19 protein-coding genes and 1 other RNA gene are annotated in these 14,058 nt (G+C 52.3%); 12 read left to right on the top strand and 8 right to left on the bottom strand.

Features of this window, described 5'->3' with window-relative positions:
* Window positions 1–12 precede the first annotated feature (12 nt).
* Window positions 13–420 carry an NUDIX hydrolase gene (locus NST23_RS17225; protein ID WP_122965064.1) on the top strand — a complete coding sequence of 136 codons (408 nt, stop codon included), beginning with the start codon at window positions 13–15 and terminating at the stop codon, window positions 418–420.
* Window positions 421–707: 287 nt separating this feature from the next.
* Here the strand turns inward: NST23_RS17225 and NST23_RS17220 are convergent, their stop codons facing one another.
* Window positions 708–1,190 carry a CcdC family protein gene (locus NST23_RS17220; RefSeq protein WP_063229897.1) on the bottom strand — a complete coding sequence of 161 codons (483 nt, stop codon included), beginning with the start codon at window positions 1,188–1,190 and terminating at the stop codon, window positions 708–710.
* A 108-nt stretch (window positions 1,191–1,298) separates the two neighbouring features.
* Window positions 1,299–2,498 carry an MFS transporter gene (locus tag NST23_RS17215; RefSeq protein ID WP_122965065.1) on the bottom strand — a complete coding sequence of 400 codons (1,200 nt, stop codon included), beginning with the start codon at window positions 2,496–2,498 and terminating at the stop codon, window positions 1,299–1,301.
* 192 nt (window positions 2,499–2,690) lie between these two features.
* Between NST23_RS17215 and NST23_RS17210 the strand changes: the two genes are divergently transcribed.
* Window positions 2,691–3,371: a CPBP family intramembrane glutamic endopeptidase gene (locus NST23_RS17210; RefSeq protein ID WP_340964139.1), complete on the top strand. Its 681-nt coding sequence runs from the start codon at window positions 2,691–2,693 to the stop codon at window positions 3,369–3,371.
* A 29-nt stretch (window positions 3,372–3,400) separates the two neighbouring features.
* Window positions 3,401–3,958 carry an RNA 2'-phosphotransferase gene (locus NST23_RS17205; protein ID WP_340964137.1) on the top strand — a complete coding sequence of 186 codons (558 nt, stop codon included), beginning with the start codon at window positions 3,401–3,403 and terminating at the stop codon, window positions 3,956–3,958.
* Here NST23_RS17205 and NST23_RS17200 read toward each other — a convergent pair.
* The gene (locus NST23_RS17200) at window positions 3,955–4,491 is read right to left on the bottom strand and encodes a DUF309 domain-containing protein (protein ID WP_173598031.1); all 537 of its coding nucleotides are present in this window, start codon (window positions 4,489–4,491) and stop codon (window positions 3,955–3,957) included. The genes NST23_RS17205 and NST23_RS17200 overlap by 4 nt on opposite strands.
* A 168-nt stretch (window positions 4,492–4,659) precedes the next feature.
* On the opposite strand from NST23_RS17200, the gene NST23_RS17195 reads away from it, so the two are divergent.
* Window positions 4,660–4,911 carry a hypothetical protein gene (locus tag NST23_RS17195; protein ID WP_063229936.1) on the top strand — a complete coding sequence of 84 codons (252 nt, stop codon included), beginning with the start codon at window positions 4,660–4,662 and terminating at the stop codon, window positions 4,909–4,911.
* A 63-nt stretch (window positions 4,912–4,974) separates the two neighbouring features.
* On the opposite strand, the gene NST23_RS17190 is transcribed toward NST23_RS17195, so the two are convergent.
* Window positions 4,975–5,145 carry a YjzC family protein gene (locus NST23_RS17190; RefSeq protein WP_083955748.1) on the bottom strand — a complete coding sequence of 57 codons (171 nt, stop codon included), beginning with the start codon at window positions 5,143–5,145 and terminating at the stop codon, window positions 4,975–4,977.
* 137 nt (window positions 5,146–5,282) lie between these two features.
* On the opposite strand from NST23_RS17190, the gene NST23_RS17185 reads away from it, so the two are divergent.
* From NST23_RS17185 to NST23_RS17175, 3 genes are all read left to right on the top strand, one after another.
* Window positions 5,283–6,227, top strand: coding sequence for a GntR family transcriptional regulator (locus NST23_RS17185; protein WP_122965069.1), 945 nt, complete (start codon window positions 5,283–5,285; stop codon window positions 6,225–6,227).
* 536 nt (window positions 6,228–6,763) lie between these two features.
* On the top strand, window positions 6,764–7,114 hold the full coding sequence (locus tag NST23_RS17180) for a DUF4870 domain-containing protein (RefSeq protein ID WP_173598032.1): 351 nt from the start codon (window positions 6,764–6,766) through the stop codon (window positions 7,112–7,114).
* Between the two features lie 238 nt (window positions 7,115–7,352).
* Complete coding sequence (locus NST23_RS17175; protein WP_340964135.1) at window positions 7,353–8,126, top strand: enoyl-CoA hydratase/isomerase family protein; 774 nt, start codon at window positions 7,353–7,355, stop codon at window positions 8,124–8,126.
* 3 nt (window positions 8,127–8,129) lie between these two features.
* Here the strand turns inward: NST23_RS17175 and NST23_RS17170 are convergent, their stop codons facing one another.
* Together NST23_RS17170 and NST23_RS17165 are read right to left on the bottom strand one after the other, a co-directional pair.
* Window positions 8,130–8,552 (bottom strand): Gmad2 immunoglobulin-like domain-containing protein, encoded by a 423-nt coding sequence (locus NST23_RS17170; RefSeq protein ID WP_340964133.1) that lies wholly within the window; start codon window positions 8,550–8,552, stop codon window positions 8,130–8,132.
* A 130-nt stretch (window positions 8,553–8,682) separates the two neighbouring features.
* Window positions 8,683–9,051, bottom strand: a complete 369-nt coding sequence (locus NST23_RS17165) for a hypothetical protein (protein ID WP_217021461.1) — start codon at window positions 9,049–9,051, stop codon at window positions 8,683–8,685.
* A 126-nt stretch (window positions 9,052–9,177) separates the two neighbouring features.
* Here NST23_RS17165 and ssrS point away from each other — a divergent pair.
* A non-coding RNA gene (ssrS, locus tag NST23_RS17160) (6S RNA) lies at window positions 9,178–9,371 on the top strand.
* A gap of 112 nt (window positions 9,372–9,483) precedes the next feature.
* On the opposite strand, the gene NST23_RS17155 is transcribed toward ssrS, so the two are convergent.
* Together NST23_RS17155 and NST23_RS17150 are read right to left on the bottom strand one after the other, a co-directional pair.
* Entirely contained in the window at window positions 9,484–9,984 is a 501-nt protein-coding gene (locus tag NST23_RS17155) for a hypothetical protein (protein WP_122965073.1), read from the bottom strand.
* A gap of 60 nt (window positions 9,985–10,044) precedes the next feature.
* Window positions 10,045–11,784, bottom strand: coding sequence for an Rqc2 family fibronectin-binding protein (locus NST23_RS17150; RefSeq protein ID WP_340964132.1), 1,740 nt, complete (start codon window positions 11,782–11,784; stop codon window positions 10,045–10,047).
* Between the two features lie 187 nt (window positions 11,785–11,971).
* Here NST23_RS17150 and NST23_RS17145 point away from each other — a divergent pair, with 187 nt between their 5' ends.
* From NST23_RS17145 to rpoZ, 4 genes are read left to right on the top strand one after another with little or no spacing between them, the layout of a single operon-like run.
* Window positions 11,972–12,856 (top strand): YicC/YloC family endoribonuclease, encoded by an 885-nt coding sequence (locus tag NST23_RS17145; RefSeq protein ID WP_173599680.1) that lies wholly within the window; start codon window positions 11,972–11,974, stop codon window positions 12,854–12,856.
* Window positions 12,857–12,880: 24 nt separating this feature from the next.
* Window positions 12,881–13,141: an extracellular matrix/biofilm regulator RemA gene (gene remA / locus NST23_RS17140; protein ID WP_015891999.1), complete on the top strand. Its 261-nt coding sequence runs from the start codon at window positions 12,881–12,883 to the stop codon at window positions 13,139–13,141.
* A 16-nt stretch (window positions 13,142–13,157) separates the two neighbouring features.
* Complete coding sequence (gmk, locus tag NST23_RS17135) at window positions 13,158–13,778, top strand: guanylate kinase (protein ID WP_122965076.1); 621 nt, start codon at window positions 13,158–13,160, stop codon at window positions 13,776–13,778.
* Between the two features lie 3 nt (window positions 13,779–13,781).
* Entirely contained in the window at window positions 13,782–13,988 is a 207-nt protein-coding gene (rpoZ, locus tag NST23_RS17130) for a DNA-directed RNA polymerase subunit omega (RefSeq protein WP_063229880.1), read from the top strand.
* Window positions 13,989–14,058 lie beyond the last annotated feature (70 nt).

Here is a 14,058-nt window from a genome sequence, read left to right as displayed (position 1 = left end):
GGAGGCGAGCTTGTGACATCACCCAAGCATTCTTTGTCCGCTGCGGCGATTATCGTCAATGATCGCAACGAAGTGCTGCTGATCAAAGGGCCGAGACGGGGCTGGGAAATGCCCGGCGGAAAGGTGGAGCAAGGGGAGTCCATCCGCGAAGCAGCGATCAGGGAAACGAAGGAAGAATGCGGCTTGGACATTGAAGTGACGAAATTTTGCGGCGTGTTTCAAAATGTCAGCAAGTCGATCTGCAACGCCCTGTTTCTCGCCAGACCGATCGGCGGAAAACTAATCACAACGCCTGAGTGTCTGGAGTCGGGCTTCTTTCCGATCGAGGAAGCTTTGCAAAAGGTGACCTGGAGCAATTTCAGACAGCGCATCTCTTTATGTTTGCAGGAGGAAAAGCATCCGTTTTACGTGGAGTTTTAGGGCAAACGGGCAAGTGTAGGTCGTAGTGAAAAGAGCGGGCGAAATCAATCAGCAGGCAAAAAGCTGTCCGAACAGGGACGGCTTTTTTGTTTTGAGAAAAAAGTGAGTGTGTTTGCTCATTCACGGCGGGCCTTAGAGCTTTTTGCAACTGATTAGCCACATCGTTGAGTTTTTCCAAACGCACTTGACTGAATAACTGAATCATAGAAAAAAGAGCAACCCGTTCCCTTTGCGAAAAAAGGAATCAGGTTGCTCTTTCTTTTCTGCGACATCAACATCGCCGGCGATCAATGCGTTCCGAACGTCTTTTTCGTCAATTGGCGGTACATGTACAGCATGGCAATGCGCCACGGAACCAGCATGCCGAACGCCAGCAGGAAGAACAAGCCGCCTGTCTGGATCGGGGTGAAGCTGTCGTTGATCACCAGCTTGATAATCAGCCGGATGATCAGAAGCCCTGCCAAAATAAAGAAGAACGCACGGGAACGTTTGAGGTAAACGTCTTGACCGATGATCTCAAAGCGCGAAGTCATAATCAAGGGAATGGAGAAAATCAATCCGGTTACAAAAGCCGCCAGATCGTACATCGGTGGCAGCGCCGCTTCCGGAAAGAAAAACATGGCAAAGCCAGTAGCCATGAAGAACGGCGGCAGGATAATGCTTTTTGCAGACACAGGCTTTTTTTGCCGGCGCATGCGCAAAAAGATGACCGCGGTTGCCATCACCAGCGGCACCAAAATGCCAAAGGATGAAGAAGTGAGTATCTGCATGGAAAAAACGCCTCCATAGACTTTCAACAAATTTTCAATGTTGTCTTGTCTAGTTTACACCAAATTGAGACGTATGGGGAAGCCGCAGACAGCGAAGCGGCATTTTTGCTAAGCCGCCGCTTCGTCGCTGGCCCGGACATCGAGCTTGTGTTTTTTGCTGTAGAGGAGCGTCAAGAGGCCGGACAAGAGCGTCAGCGAGCCGATAAACAGCAGGTAGCCGGTGATGCCGAGCAGGTCGAGACCGACCCCGGTAATCCCCAGCGCGAGCAGAAAACAGCCGCGGTCGAGCATGCTTTTGAAGGAAAAAAAACGTCCTTGCTGGTGGGCTGGCAAGCGCTTCTGAAAGATCGTCGCAATGACCGGAAAAAAGAAGGCGACGACCAAGCCAAACACGGAAAAGGAAGACAGCACCATCGCTTTGTTGTCTGCCATGGACATTCCGAATTGGGAAAGCGCGAAGAAAAACAGCATGAGCGTAGAGGCAGCGACCAGATTTTTGCCGCCGATCCACCGTTTGGCGAGCAGTCCGCCGATCAAAATGCTCGTGCCCTCGACCGCGTAAATCCAGCCCATGAGCTGCGGCTCGTTTTGCATCTCGCTTAGGTTGAGGATCATCAGATTGAGTCCGCCCAAAAACAACGTAATCAAACCGTTGTTGATCAATCCGACAAACAAGGCAGGGTCTTTGCGGGCAATCATCAGCACTTCGCGGAACTCCACTTTTTCCTTCATATTCCGCGAGGTAACGGGCGGAATCCGCAAAAACAAGGTGACGACAGCCAAAATCGCGTAGGCAATGATCGAGCAAATGTACAGCATGGGCAATTCCATGGAGACGACGAGCACACCCCCGAGAGCCGTTCCGCCAATGCGCGACAGGGTGGAAATATTCAAGTACGCACTGTTCGCTTTCAAAAGCTCATCTTTGCTCAAGATGGCAGGCAAGGAGGCTTGCACGGTCGGGAAGTAAAACGCCGCAGACACTTGCATGACGATCAGGGAGACGATCATCCAGAGAATGGAATCGTACGCGAGAGCGGGAAACATGAACACAGGGCTTAAAGTCCGGGCCATGCTGGCAAAGAGCATCACTTTTCCCTTGTCGTACATATCGATGACGACGCCCGCTTTCGGAGCCAACAGGATGCTTGCGATCAGACCGCTCATCAAAATCAGACCCTTCACGGTTTCGGAAGGGATCAGGCTCTGCATGAACGCCAGATTGGCAATGATGGAAATCCACATGCCTGCACCTGCGACAATCTCCCCTGTCATCAGCAAAAGAAAGGTTCGGTTGCGCCACAACATGAGAGCCACTCCATATCTTTTTGGTTTTTGACAAAAAAATGAACCGATCGAGTTTTTCAAAACGGTAAAACCCAGTATAGCATCTGCCCAAATATTTGTATATTTATTGACGCTGTATGTATGCTTCCTAGCAATAACGGGCAAATTACTGGAACAATGAGCGGCGATTACGCAAAAAAGGAGCTAATCGGCATGGCGCGAAAACGTACGCTGCTTCTGTTGATCGGGTATGGATTTGCTGCCACGCTTGCCATCTTTTACGGACTGGTAGAGCGGCACAGCTTGTTTGTTACGTTTGTTGCCTTCCATCTGGTCGTATGCGTGGGAATCCCGCTGCTGCACGGCTGGTGGGAGAAAAGTTTGCAGGAAAATTGGCAGTTGGCGTGGGGCCGGTTCGAAAAGCGGGGAGCGCTGTTTGGAATCGCGCTGGGCGTGCTGTTTTTTACGGGGATTCAGGCTGGATTGTGGTTGCTTTTGCAAGCGGAGGGCTTGCCTGCTGCTGTGCGGGCGGGTTTGGAATCGTGGGGGTTGAGCCGCAAATGGATCGGCTGGTTTGCCGTATACCTCGTGTTCGTGAACTCGTTGCTGGAAGAATTGTTTTGGCGAGGCTTTGTTCTGCAGCGGATGCTGCGTTCGCTTTCCCGTGCCGTCTCCGTGCTTTTGACCAGCTTTTTTTATACGCTCTATCATCTGATTGTCACGACAGCCTTGTTTGGCTTGTGGCGAGGCTTGCTGCTGACCAGCGCAGTATATGTGGCCGGGGTTATTTGGGGCTGGCTGAAAGGGCTGTTCCCATCGATATATCCTACCTGGTTCAGTCATTTGCTCGCAGATTTGGGGTTGGCTTTGGCGGTTGTTTTGTGGATTTACTAGCGGGAAGATAAGGGAAAGGAGAGAAAGCCATGCTGGCGCCACACGAAGAAGTCCAGCTGCGCAAGCATCTGCTGGGCATCCTGCGGCAAAAGAATGAGCACGTCCAGCTTTACTTCAATACATATGGATTCACGCCAACAGGACCATTGCTCGCTTATTTGCGCTCGATCAAAGGGTGGGAAAATATTCGCCGCTCCGATCTGTGGCAAGTCGTGGACAATGACCCGCAGCGGCAAATTGACTGGGATGGCGGCGTTTTGCTTCGCGCCACCTACGGCTTTGCTTCAAGCCCAGTCCAGGCAGCAGGCCGACTCGCAGAGGTGGAGCCTCCAGCGCTTCTGTACTACGGCACGCACGAAAAGCTTGTTCGGCAAGTGCTCACGAGCGGACTTTTGCCCATCGCGAGTGACTTTGTGCAGCTTGCGCTCACGATCGAAGAGATCGGGATGCCGGAAGACACGCTCTCTGTGCTGACCGTGCAGGCGGCAGAGGCGAGGGCAACCGGCATCCGATTTTTCAAAGGGAGCGGAGCATTTTTGTACAGCGATGCGATTCCAGCCGCTTTTGTAACAGAAGAAGCGTATTAGTCCGCCGGATTGATCTGCTTTCCTTGGCGCAGTTGCAGTTGCCGCTCTCGTTCTGCGAGCACGTCGCTGCGGTCGCGCAACGTATGCTTGTTCAGCAAAAACGGATCGCTCATGTCGCTGTCGCGGTGCTCAGGCTGATTTTGCCGGGCACAAGCCGCTTTGTACGCGGATATCAGCTCTGCGGCTTGCATCGGCAAGGTGAGGCTGCGGTATGGCATGCCTTTTTGAATCTCATCCAGGCGCTCTGCCAGCAATCGCTGCAGGGCCATGCTGTCCAAGCCAAGGCGCTCGATCTCTTCATGGTGTTCTTTGACCAACGCGTGGGCGCTTGTGAGCATCTTGCCAGCGCCATTCAGGTTGCCGCGTCTGTGATGATACAGGCCCACGGCAATTTGGATCAGGCCGACCCACACAGGCTGGCGCTTTTCTGCTGGAGCACTCTTCCAATATTCTTCGAGAATCTCGTGACACTCGAAGTAGTCGCGTTCGACATGAAACTGAACCAGGTAGTCCAGATACGGCTCAGGATACATGGTGGACTTCACCTCGCTCTTTTTTGGGAAAAACGTCTCGATGTTTTTTCGCGAAAGCGGGTGCGCCGCTTGCGGTCAGTCAAACGATCAAGAGCGTTTTGTTTTCAACCGTTTCGTTATGTACTATTATAATGCATAGAGAAGAGAAATCGAGGTGTGAAACATTTTATGACAAGAGATGAACTCATGGCCGTCCTGGAAAAAAAGCGGATGACGGAAATTATCGAATTGATTGAGGATGCCGAGCAAGGCGATCTGGAAGAGCTGGAATTGGTGGAAAGCCTGGGACTGTTGATGGATCAGGAGCTGAACAAAGAAGTGATCAGTCTTCTGGAAAGCCTCGGGGTCACCATCATCTATTTGAGTGGCGATGAAGAAGATGAGGACGAGGACGAAGCGGACGAAGACGACGAGAACTAAAAAGGAACCAACCTGGCTGTGTCAGCAAGGTTGGTTTTTTGATCGTGAGCGTGGGACTAGCGCCTACTTTTGGGTCCATACCCGGTTTTTGTTGCGTGTAGCGGGAAACTTTTGTCCTCTGTCCAGCTCGATGATCATCGGGTCTTGTACGCTGGCGCCAGTCTCCCCGATTTCCATGTACACGCCATTTTTCGGCGATTTGTCGCCTTCACGAAAACGGCTTTGTTCTCCCATCAGGGCACCTTCTTTCTCGTGATGTGTGATCAGCCTTAGTATTGCCGCGAAGGAACGGATCATGCCGACGGCTTCTATTGACGTTCGATTCGCAATTCATATACGATGTTTTCAATGATGGATGAAGAGGTGAATTCATGCTACGCCTGACCCTGCAAAAGGATTCGAATGTTTCGTACCACGAACAGATCTACCAACAAATTGCCTCCTCGATTCGCAGCGGAGAACTTCCGCCGAATGAACAGTTGCCGACAGTAAGGGAGCTTGCTGCGCAGCTGAAGGTCAATTACAACACGGTCCGCAGCGTTTATCTCCGCTTGCAGCAGGAAGGTATGGTGGACTCGCGACAGGGGCGAGGGACCATCGTCAGCAACATCGTCAACGATCCACTATTGACCCGCAATCCGGCGCATCTCGCCTTGCTGGCCAAAGAGACATTGCACAAAGTAAAGGCGATGGGGTACTCGATGGATGAGTTTACCCGCGTCCTCTCTTGTGTGATGCAGGAAATCAACCAGTTTCCCGTTTTGTTTCTGCGCTTCACCGAGCTGGAGCTTGCCGAATATTTGCGTCTGGTGCAATACCATCTTCCGAGTGTCATGCTGGAAGGGCGAACCTTCGAGGATTTTTCCCAGCGAGTCGAGCAGGACCCGAGCTTTTTGCAACAATACAAAGCGATTGTGACGCATCCTTCCGTGAATTTGCGCGCGAAGCATCGGCTGCCGCGCGAAGCCCCGCCAGTCGTCAGTCTCGACTTTATACCCGACCCGACAACGGTAATTCCCGCCATGGAAGCTTACCCCCGGCATACAAAAGTGGGACTGGTCTGTGCTACCATTCGCGGGGCGGCAGGAATGATCAATGATTTGTACAACGCGGGCATTACCCATCTGGACATTCGCACGATCGAAGCGAATCATCCCGATGTGTTCGAGCTGATTACAAACTGCGATGTCGTGTATATTTCGAAGCCTGGCTATATGGTCAGGCCGCATTTGCTGACTTTGCCAAAAGTGAAGGAATACCAGGAAATTCCCGATCATCACGGAATCAACGAGCTGCGAAAAATTGTCACGCAATGATCGATTCATCCCCGCACTTATTCACTGGCCGCCTGCCAGAGCTTTTTTCTTCATACACATAGACAAAACCCCGCCGGCAGATGCTCTGTCGGCTTTGTTGTGCCAGGCAGGACACCCGCTGATTTTGGCTCAACAATAGACAAGTGTACCATGCCAATGCACCTTCACCTACATACCTTGTAGATGTAACGATCAGGAGGGGGTGAGGTTCATGGGTTGCGGATGCAGAAAGTCTCATTGCAAGTGCTACTACAAGAAGTGCTGCAAGAAGAAATACTACAAAAAACATTGCTACTACAAGCCTTACTACAAAATGGAATGTAAAACAGGTCGCGGTGGCTGCGGTCACCATCACCACCACGGTGAAAGCTGTGGACATGGCGGCGATTTTGGGTCCTCTTGGGGTGGACACAGTCACGGTGGCAAATATTAATAGCGAGGGAAGCGCCTTTTGGGCGCTTTTTTCGTTTTTTCGCAAGTTTCAAGCGAAGATATCGTACACTTACAGTAACGGGAATGGAATGGGGGAGTGAACGATGAATCATTTGAGCGGAAAAGACGAGCGAATGTGGGCCATGATTGTGCATCTGTCTGCTCTGGCAGGCTTTCTGATCCCTTTTGGCAATGTGCTGGGGCCGCTGGTCATTTGGCTGGTCAAGCGGGAAGAGGGCGAGTTTTTTCAAGAGCATGGGAAGGAAGCGCTCAATTTTGGCATCTCGATTACGATTTATGCCGCGATTTCCGGCTTGTTGCTGATTGTCTTTATCGGCGCGATCTTATTGACCGCCTTGTTCATTTTCTGGATCGTCTTCGTTGTCATCGCCGCCATCCGGGCAAACGAGGGCAAATCGTACCGCTATCCGCTGACGCTGCGCTTTGTGAAATGAAAAGCAAAACGAGGGAACCGTTCCGTTGAGGGGCGGTTTTTTCGTAATTTTCTCGCAAAAAAGGCAGGGTGAATGACCATTCATCGCGAAAATAGGGGAGAAAGCAAGCGGAGCGTTTTCCTTGCGTTCGCACCACAAGAGCATTTCGCTCAATTTGCGGACAGAGGAAGGATTGCGCAAGCTACAGCGTCAAGGCGTTATTCCGGAAGCGTCCCAATAGAAAGGAGAAGTGAGAAGAATGGAACACACAGGACAGGCAGAAAGCCTTTTGGTAAAAAAAGAAGCGGGAGTTTGCACGATTACGCTCAATCGCCCGCATGTGCTGAATGCGCTGACAGTGGAGATGTTTTCCTTGCTGCAACAGGCGATTGCAGAGGCGGCGGATGATTCGGAGGTGGAAGTGCTCATTCTGCGGGGAGCGGGCGGTCATTTTTGCTCGGGAGCCGATTTGACCGTATTGACATCGCTGAGCGAGAAAAGCGAGGCAGATGACGCGCTTTCGGTGATCAACGATTTCATTACCCGGTTGAATCAGATTCCCAAGCCAGTCATTGCGGTCGTGGAAGGGGTAGCAGTCGGAGCGGGGCTGAACTTGGCGCTGCACGCGGATTTTGTCATCGCGGCGACAGATGCGGTCTTGCAAGAACCGTTTGTACAGATCGGACTGACGACGGACTTCGGCGGCACCTATTTGTTGCCACGGCTCGTCGGAACAGCTTGGGCGAAACGTCTTGCGTTGCTTGGCGAAAAAATTTCCGGGCAAACAGCCGAACAAATCGGTCTGATTTATCGAGCTGTGGAGCCTGCCCGGATCGAGCAGGAAGTGGAAGCACTGGTGTCCATGGTGCGCCGCTTGCCAAGCCAGGCTTACGCAGTTACGAAGGAAGGGCTGGGACGGTGCCAGTTTAACGGCCTGGAGTACGCGCTTGCCTGGGAAAAACAGCAGCAGCCGTCCTTGATTGCCCATCCCGAGTTTCAGTCGCTCGTTCGTGCCAAAAGGAAGCGGACGTAAGCTTTATTTTGGCAACGGGATTTTCAATTCGTGAATGCGCTGCCCTGATTCGGCGCTTTCTTCAAACAGGACGAGGACAGGCTCCTTCAGCTTGGAGGCGTCGAGGTTCAGGTTGATGCTGAACGTACCCCATGCTGGCCCACCCTGACTGGCTGTAACAAAACTGTCGGCCAATGTGGCGTTTCCATCCGTCACGACAAAGCGGACGGTCGCCTCGAATACGCGTGCTTCGCCTTTTACTGTGTATTGGCCCGCTCCCGTTTTCGTCACCGATATGTTGCGAAAGGACTCGTTCTCGTATTTGCCGCCTGATTCGCCAGCAGGTTGCTCCAGGGCAGTCGCAGACGCAAACAGCGGGGAGGCGGTCATACCGACGGACGCGGCAGCCAGCAAGGACAAGACGAGAAGCTTTTGGGGAAAACGCATGATATCCCTTCCTTTTCCAGAAGTATGTGTCGTTTTTAAGATGGCGACCTGCCAGGTGTTTTATTCTGGAAAAGCAACGGTCCCAAAGGAAAAAGCTTTGGCTGTCAAAGGCCAAAGCTTTTTTCGCTTGCTAGGAGCCTGTCCGAAAAATCGGCAAAGTTTCGTATGTTTGTCCCAGGACGTTTTTATGAGCGCCGCCCAGATAGCCGTCGATCACGCTTGCATAAATGCTGCGAAAATGGCGATAAATCCGGGCGAAGTATTCGATTTCGTCGGCACTTGGCGCAGGCTTGTAAAAGGCGCGCAATACTTTTTCCGTCACAAAAACGGCCGTACGGGGATGAGCAAGCAGCAACTCGACAAGGGAGGTGAGCGATTCGAAGCTGCGGGGAGCCGGATCAGCAGTCACGAGCTGTTTGATCGCCGCTTGCAGGCCGGCTCCGCCCGTGTAGCTGCCAAATCCGGCTTTGTCGTACAGCCGCTTCACATTCTCATCCATACACAATCCTCACTCCTTTTCGCCTGATGGGTCCAAGCTTACAAAAAGGTGTGGGAAAAGAATGGGAAACGAAAGGAAAGAAAATCCGTTGAGCGTGGAATGATTCTGTGGTAAAGTAGTTGTATCAAGATCCTGCGATGTACGTAAGGCCGTAAATGTTTCTAACCTTATACGTGTTTTTCGGGAGACGAAAATTTGTGATGGATGTCAGGCCCACCTCCCTTTTGGGGATGCATGGGAAGGCTGAAGGGCAGACCAGTCACCCACCTGTGTGAGCGCAGGTTATAGAAACATGAGGTCAACGGCAAAGCGGGGACTTGAAAGCATGTAAAAGCAAAGATTTGCCGATAGCATGAAAAAACCACTTGGAGATTTCCAGGTGGTTTTTCTATGTCTTCTGTTGTCGACGAAACGATTTTCGCAGCATGGCGATCAATGAGTCGTTCTGTTTTGTTTGCCGGAACCGTGTCCCTGGCCTTGGTTTTGTCTGCGGCTCGACGAATCTTGTCCGTCTTGCTGATCGTTGTTATTGACAATCGTCAAGCTTTGCTCCAGGGATTGAGAATCTTGAGCGTCCTGAAGGATTTGGTACATTTGCAGGAAGTTTGCTTTCTGGCCTTCGGGTATGCCTTTAATGCGCACGGTCAGTTCCTGTGGCCCGCCTTGCTGCCCTTGCCCTTGCCCCTGCCCCTGGCTTTGCCCGCCCTGGCCGCTAGTGGAGCTTCCTTCCCCGGAGCTGGGCTGTTCGTCCAGAAAGCTGAGGAACATGGAGTCGCTGTCTTGAAAATCCTGTCCACCGCCGCTTTGCGAATGCTGGTCGCCGCCACCGTTTTGTCCGCCACCACCGCCGCTGCCGCCTTGTCCACCGTTTTGCTGCTCAAACAATACGCTGAATTCGTTTAGATCAGTCTGGATGATGCCAATGACGTTCATCCTGATCCTCCTTCCAAAGTTGAAACCACGAAGATATGCTTCTTTGCTCTTAGTATGAGCTTAGCGGGTTTCGCTATGCGTGGAGGAAGCGTTCGCTTTCAACTGGCGGACGAGGGCTTCGTCCGGTGTGACGTACAAGGTGCGCTGTTGCTCGTAAATGACAAAGCCCGGCTTGGCGCCGCTCGGTTTTTTGACGTGCTTGATCAAGGTGTAGTCGACAGGAATTTGGCTGCCTTCTTTGGCGCGACTGAAATAGGCGGCCAGATTTGCCGCTTCCAGCAACGTTTGCTCGGAGTATTCCCGGGAGCGGATGACGACGTGAGAGCCGGGAATGTCCTTCGTATGCAGCCATGTCTCATGCGAAGCGGCCAGTTTGTTCGTCAAAAATTCGTTTTGCTTGTTGTTTTTTCCGACCAAAATTTCCGTTCCGTCTGTGGACACGTACGTTTCCAGCTCAGGGCGCGTATCTTTTTTCTTGCGCGGCCCGCGCTTTTTCCGATCGCGCATGTAGCCTTGCTCGACAAGCTCGTCGCGAATTTCTTCGGCTTCCTTTAGGCTGGCGTGCCCAAGCTGAACCAAAAGGCCGTCCAGGTAAAGAATTTCCGCTTTGGCTTGCTCGATTTGCTCACTGACGATTTGCAGGCTGTTTTTTGCCTTGTTGTAGCGCTTGTAGTACGCTTGCAGATTTTCGGACGGCGTCTTCAGCGGATCGAGCGGAATCGTGATGGTTCCGCCCGCTTCGTCGTACCAGTTGACCGTGACCAGCTCGGTGTCGCCGCGCTTCATTTGGTGCATGTTGGCGGTAATCAGCTCGCCGAACAGGCGGAATTGGTCAGCGTCGTGCGCCTCCTGTAACGTTTGCTCCAGCTTTTCGATTTTCTTTTCATTTTTGTTGCGTTCACCAGTCACGAAGCGAATCAAGTCGTGGGCGCGCTGCTTGACCGTATCGCGCAGAGCTTTGCCTTCGTAGTACGCCTGCAAGCACGTCTGCACGGATGGGTACGGCGTTGTCGTGCCCGCGGCGAGGTGCGTCAGCTCGATTACGTGGAAGTAGGCTTTGCCAGCGTGTTCCACGATGGAAGGAGCGTATGCGTGCGCCTTGACTGCTTCCATGACCGCAGAAAAAGCTTCCCACAGCGTTTCCCGATTTGCCAGCTTCGCTCTGTGCACGATCTCTTTTGCCAAAAGCGGGCTGATTCCCGTATAGCCGTCGACGATCTGCTTGTCCAGGCGTCCGCTGTTCCAATCGATGGAGGAAATGAACTCTTGCTCGGTCGCAGCCAACGGGTTGCGCTTGTCTTGGCTCGGTGGGGAGACGTACGTCCTGCCGGGTGTGACCTGCCTGTACTGGCTGATCGCCAAGGTGACGTGCATCGCGCTGTCCAGAATCGTCCCGGTAGCCGAATCGATGAGAATGATGTTGCTGTGCTTGCCCATGATTTCCATGATAATGCGGCGGGTCGCCGTATCTCCCAGCTCGTCGCGGGTGCGGACGTCGATGTGGATGATCCGTTCCATGCCGATCTGCTCGATGGACTCGATTACGCCGCCTTCGCAATGCTTCCGCAGCAGCATGCAAAACATCGGGGCTTCCAGCGGATTTGTAAATTCTTCTGTCGTAATGTGAATCCGCGGGTACGTCGGGTTTGCCGAGAGCAGGAGCTTGACCGTTTCCCCAGGTGTCCGCACCTGCATGACAATATCGCTATGATGCGGTTGATGAATTTTGGAAATGCGTCCGCCGATACATTTATGTAATTCCCGTGTCAAGGCACGGGTCACTACGCCGTCAAATGCCACTATAGCTCACCTCTATCCTAAAAAATGCCGAGAAGGAAAAACGAATGGAGAAAATGTTTGCCAGTCACAGTGTAGCATAAAGCGGGAGAGGGAGGAATCTTGTTGTCGCCTTGCGCCTTCGGTTGACACTGCCAAGAGTTGTCTCCTATAATAAATTAACGATTTTGCGTCTGTGGAAGTGAAAATGATGGTTAGAAGCATGACAGGTTATGGACGGCAAGAGGATAGCAGGGGAACTGTGCGTTTGACTGTGGAGATTCGCGCCGTCAATCATCGGTATTCCGAGATACAGGTACGACTGCCAAAAGCTTGGAGCATGCTGGAGGATCAGGTGCGCAAGCTGGTGAGCCAGTACGTCCGAAGAGGCCGTGTCGATGTGACCATCGCGATCGACGGAAAAAGTCAGGCGGCTTCTGCTATCGATATTGACTGGCAGATGGCCGAACAGCTTGTTTCGTTGTCGCGCACGATGGCTGAGCGCTTTTCACTGGAAAGTCCGCTTGGCGTCAAGGAGCTTTTGCTCTTCCCTGGCGTGATACATACAAAAGAAACGGCAGACGACCATGACGAAGTAGCCGAATGGCTGCTGGATCAGGTACGAACTGCGGCGATCGACTTGCTTTCCATGAAAGAGGCGGAAGGCAAGCAACTGTACGCTGATTTATCCAGTCGGCTCGCACAGATTCAAGCGTGGGTGGCGGAGCTTCAACAGTTGGCTCCTATGGGGATCGAGGAACATCGAACCCGCCTGCAGCAGCGTCTGGGGGAGTGGGCCAGCCAGGTTCCGTTTGAACTGGACCTTGCGCGTGTGGCTCAAGAGGTGGCCTTTTTCGCTGACAAGAGTGATATCAGCGAGGAGATTACCCGCCTGGAAAGTCATTGTCTCCAGTTTGCAAAGCAATTGACGGCAAGCGAAGCGATCGGGCGAAAGCTTGATTTTTTGCTCCAGGAAATGAACCGGGAAGCGAATACGATTGCTTCCAAGGCGAATTACTTGCCAATCGCGCACCTCGCTGTCGAGATCAAGACCGAGCTGGAGAAAATGAGAGAGCAAGTACAGAATGTCGAGTAGCATGAAAGGATGGGCTGGGCCGTTATGGCAATCAAGCTAATCAATATCGGGTTTGGCAATATTGTGAATGCCAACCGTATCATTTCCATTGTAAGTCCGGAATCTGCCCCAATCAAACGGATCATCCAGGAAGCGCGTGATCGCAATATGCTGGTGGATGCAACGTATGGGCGCCGGACGCGCGCTGTGATTATTACGGATAGCGATCACGTCATTTTGTCGGCGGTGCAGCCGGAAACGGTGGCGCAGCGACTGACGACGAAGGATGACGAATCGGACGAATAAAGTAGGAGTGTACACAATGAGCATGGTTGATCGCGGTCTCCTTTTGATTCTCTCCGGACCTGCGGGAGTGGGCAAAGGCACGGTATGCAAGGCGCTTCGGGAAAGAATGCCCGAGCTGGTGTATTCCGTCTCGGCTACCACACGTTCTCCGCGCCCGGGCGAGGTGGAAGGAGTCAATTACTTTTTCAAGACACAGGAAGAGTTCAAGCAAATGATTGAGCAAGACGCTCTTCTGGAGTGGGCAGAATACGTAGGGAACTTCTACGGCACGCCCCGCCAATTCGTGGATGAGATGCTGGACGAAGGACGCGATGTCATTCTGGAGATCGAAGTCCAGGGCGCGCTGCAAGTGAAGGAAAGCTTTCCGCAAGGGACGTTCCTGTTCCTCGCTCCGCCTGATTTGCACGAGCTGGAAAACCGGATCGTAGGACGGGGCACGGAGACAGAGGATGTTATCCGCAAGCGGATGGAAGTAGCCCGCGCGGAAATCGAGCTGATGGATCATTACGATTACGTCGTGGTCAATGATGTTATCGAGTCTGCCTGCGATCGCATTCAGGCTATTATTACAGCCGAGCATCTGAAAAAAGATCGCCAGGTTCACAAATATCGCAAATGGTTAAAGGAGGTTGAATAGATCATGTTGTATCCATCTATTGACGAATTGACTGCGAAAGCAGAAAGCAAGTACATTTTGGTGACTGTCGCTTCCAAACGCGCGCGCCAATTGCGCGAAAACAGCGAAATGCAGGTAGTCAGACCAAAATCCAAAAAGTTTGTAGGCGTGGCTCTCGAAGAGTTTATCTCCGACGAACTGGTGCACGAGTTTTTGGACGGACGTAAATAAGAGCTTACCTTTAAAAACAACCTCCAAGCAGGTTGTTTTTTTCGGATAGGGAAGAAGAGGGGGAGTTGCA

This window comes from Brevibacillus sp. FSL K6-0770 (assembly GCF_038000275.1).
Taxonomy (GTDB): Bacteria; Bacillota; Bacilli; order Brevibacillales; family Brevibacillaceae; genus Brevibacillus; species Brevibacillus parabrevis.
The sequence above is the reverse complement of the archived record's forward strand: the minus strand, read 5'-3'. Positions and strand labels throughout refer to the sequence as shown.

Excerpts from the sequence above, each read along its gene's own strand:
- NST23_RS17155 (WP_122965073.1), bottom strand. The coding sequence starts at position 9,984 with ATGAACGTCATTGGCATCATCCAGACTGATCTAAACGAATTCAGCGTA.
- gmk (WP_122965076.1), top strand. The coding sequence starts at position 13,158 with ATGAGCATGGTTGATCGCGGTCTCCTTTTGATTCTCTCCGGACCTGCG.
- NST23_RS17145 (WP_173599680.1), top strand. The coding sequence starts at position 11,972 with ATGGTTAGAAGCATGACAGGTTATGGACGGCAAGAGGATAGCAGGGGA.
- NST23_RS17185 (WP_122965069.1), top strand. The coding sequence starts at position 5,283 with ATGCTACGCCTGACCCTGCAAAAGGATTCGAATGTTTCGTACCACGAA.
- NST23_RS17215 (WP_122965065.1), bottom strand. The coding sequence starts at position 2,498 with ATGTTGTGGCGCAACCGAACCTTTCTTTTGCTGATGACAGGGGAGATT.
- NST23_RS17205 (WP_340964137.1), top strand. The coding sequence starts at position 3,401 with ATGCTGGCGCCACACGAAGAAGTCCAGCTGCGCAAGCATCTGCTGGGC.
- NST23_RS17220 (WP_063229897.1), bottom strand. The coding sequence starts at position 1,190 with ATGCAGATACTCACTTCTTCATCCTTTGGCATTTTGGTGCCGCTGGTG.
- NST23_RS17195 (WP_063229936.1), top strand. The coding sequence starts at position 4,660 with ATGACAAGAGATGAACTCATGGCCGTCCTGGAAAAAAAGCGGATGACG.
- NST23_RS17175 (WP_340964135.1), top strand. The coding sequence starts at position 7,353 with ATGGAACACACAGGACAGGCAGAAAGCCTTTTGGTAAAAAAAGAAGCG.
- NST23_RS17210 (WP_340964139.1), top strand. The coding sequence starts at position 2,691 with ATGGCGCGAAAACGTACGCTGCTTCTGTTGATCGGGTATGGATTTGCT.
- remA (WP_015891999.1), top strand. The coding sequence starts at position 12,881 with ATGGCAATCAAGCTAATCAATATCGGGTTTGGCAATATTGTGAATGCC.
- NST23_RS17190 (WP_083955748.1), bottom strand. The coding sequence starts at position 5,145 with ATGGGAGAACAAAGCCGTTTTCGTGAAGGCGACAAATCGCCGAAAAAT.
- rpoZ (WP_063229880.1), top strand. The coding sequence starts at position 13,782 with ATGTTGTATCCATCTATTGACGAATTGACTGCGAAAGCAGAAAGCAAG.
- NST23_RS17200 (WP_173598031.1), bottom strand. The coding sequence starts at position 4,491 with ATGTATCCTGAGCCGTATCTGGACTACCTGGTTCAGTTTCATGTCGAA.
- NST23_RS17165 (WP_217021461.1), bottom strand. The coding sequence starts at position 9,051 with ATGGATGAGAATGTGAAGCGGCTGTACGACAAAGCCGGATTTGGCAGC.
- NST23_RS17180 (WP_173598032.1), top strand. The coding sequence starts at position 6,764 with ATGAATCATTTGAGCGGAAAAGACGAGCGAATGTGGGCCATGATTGTG.
- NST23_RS17170 (WP_340964133.1), bottom strand. The coding sequence starts at position 8,552 with ATGCGTTTTCCCCAAAAGCTTCTCGTCTTGTCCTTGCTGGCTGCCGCG.